This window comes from Halalkalibacter oceani (assembly GCF_023715605.1).
Taxonomy (GTDB): domain Bacteria; phylum Bacillota; class Bacilli; order Bacillales; family Bacillaceae_D; genus Halalkalibacter; species Halalkalibacter oceani.
Window position 1 is genome coordinate 1 of record NZ_JAMBOL010000057.1, and the last position, 2,285, is coordinate 2,285.

Here is a 2,285-nt window from a genome sequence, read left to right on the forward strand (position 1 = left end):
GAAGCTGACGAAGACATGCGAAGAAGATCTGCCGCCAAAATTGGTTAAGTTAGAAAGGGCGCACGGTGAATGCCTTGGCACTAGGAGCCGAAGAAGGACGCGACGAACGGCGAAACGCCTCGGGGAGCTGTAAGTAAGCTTTGAACCGGGGATATCCGAATGGGGGAACCCATCATCCGTAATGGGATGATACCCGTATCTGAATCCATAGGATACGAGGAGGCAGACCTGGGGAACTGAAACATCTAAGTACCCAGAGGAAGAGAAAGCAAATGCGATTTCCCGAGTAGCGGCGAGCGAAACGGAAACAGCCCAAACCAAGAGGCTTGCCTCTTGGGGTTGTAGGACGTCTCATATGGAGTCAAAAAAGAAGAGCATAAGTGAAGCGATCTGGAAAGATCCATCAGAGAGGGTAACAATCCCGTAGCTGAAATGCCCTTCTCTCCGAGACGGATCCTGAGTACGGCGGGACACGTGAAACCCCGTCGGAATCCGGGAGGACCATCTCCCAAGGCTAAATACTCCCTAGTGACCGATAGTGAACCAGTACCGTGAGGGAAAGGTGAAAAGCACCCCGGGAGGGGAGTGAAAGAGATCCTGAAACCGTGTGCCTACAACTAGTTGGAGCCCGTTAATGGGTGACAGCGTGCCTTTTGTAGAATGAACCGGCGAGTTACGATATGTTGCAAGGTTAAGCTGATGAGGCGGAGCCGTAGCGAAAGCGAGTCTGAATAGGGCGCATCAGTAGCATGTCGTAGACCCGAAACCGTGTGATCTACCCATGTCCAGGGTGAAGTTCAGGTAACACTGAATGGAGGCCCGAACCCACGCACGTTGAAAAGTGCGGGGATGAGGTGTGGGTAGGGGTGAAATGCCAATCGAACTCGGAAATAGCTGGTTCTCCCCGAAATAGCTTTAGGGCTAGCCTCGAGGGAAGAGTGTTGGAGGTAGAGCACTGATTGGACTAGGGGTCCCCACAGGATTACCGAATTCAGTCAAACTCCGAATGCCAATCACTTATCCTCGGGAGTCAGACTGCGAGTGCTAAGATCCGTAGTCAAGAGGGAAACAGCCCAGACCATCAGCTAAGGTCCCCAAGTATACGTTAAGTGGAAAAGGATGTGGAGTTGCCCAGACAACCAGGATGTTGGCTTAGAAGCAGCCACCATTTAAAGAGTGCGTAATAGCTCACTGGTCGAGTGACTCTGCGCCGAAAATGTACCGGGGCTAAACGTATCACCGAAGCTATGGACTCGCACCGTATGGTGTCAGTGGTAGGGGAGCGTTCTGCGTGCAGCGAAGTCAGACCGAGAGGACTGGTGGAGCGCGCAGAAGTGAGAATGCCGGTATGAGTAGCGAATGAGGGGTGAGAATCCCCTCCGTCGAAAGCCCAAGGTTTCCTGAGGAAGGCTCGTCCGCTCAGGGTCAGTCGGGACCTAAGCCGAGGCCGAAAGGCGTAGGCGATGGACAACAGGTAGACATTCCTGTACCACCTCCTCACCGTTTGAGCAATGGGGGGACGCAGAAAGGTAGGGTAAGCGCGGCGATGGAATGCCGCGTCCAAGCAGGTAGGCTGGAAAGTAGGCAAATCCGCTTTCCGTAAGGCTGAGCTGTGATGGCGAGGGAAATTTAGTACCGAAGTTCCTGATCCTACACTGCCAAGAAAAGCCTCTAGCGAGGTGTGAGGTGCCCGTACCGCAAACCGACACAGGTAGGCGAGAAGAGAATTCTAAGACGCTCGGGAGAACTCTCGTTAAGGAACTCGGCAAAATGACCCCGTAACTTCGGGAGAAGGGGTGCTCTGATAGGGTGCAAGCCCGAGAGAGCCGCAGTGAAAAGATCCAAGCGACTGTTTAGCAAAAACACAGGTCTCTGCGAAGCCGCAAGGCGAAGTATAGGGGCTGACACCTGCCCGGTGCTGGAAGGTTAAGAGGAGGGGTTATCCCTTTTGGGAGAAGCTCTGAATTGAAGCCCCAGTAAACGGCGGCCGTAACTATAACGGTCCTAAGGTAGCGAAATTCCTTGTCGGGTAAGTTCCGACCCGCACGAATGGTGTAACGATTTGGATACTGTCTCAACGAGAGACCCGGTGAAATTATAGTACCTGTGAAGATGCAGGTTACCCGCGACAGGACGGAAAGACCCCATGGAGCTTTACTGTAGCTTGATATTGGATGTTGGTACAGTTTGTACAGGATAGGTAGGAGCCAGAGAAGTCGGAGCGCCAGCTTCGATGGAGGCGTCGGTGGGATACTACCCTGACTGTGCTGACATTCTAACCTCGA

Annotated in this window: 1 rRNA gene; it reads left to right on the top strand. The window is 53.2% G+C overall.

From position 1 onward, the window contains the following. Nucleotides 1-42 precede the first annotated feature (42 nt). Nucleotides 43-2,285, top strand: a 23S ribosomal RNA gene (locus tag M3202_RS21890); the annotation flags it as partial.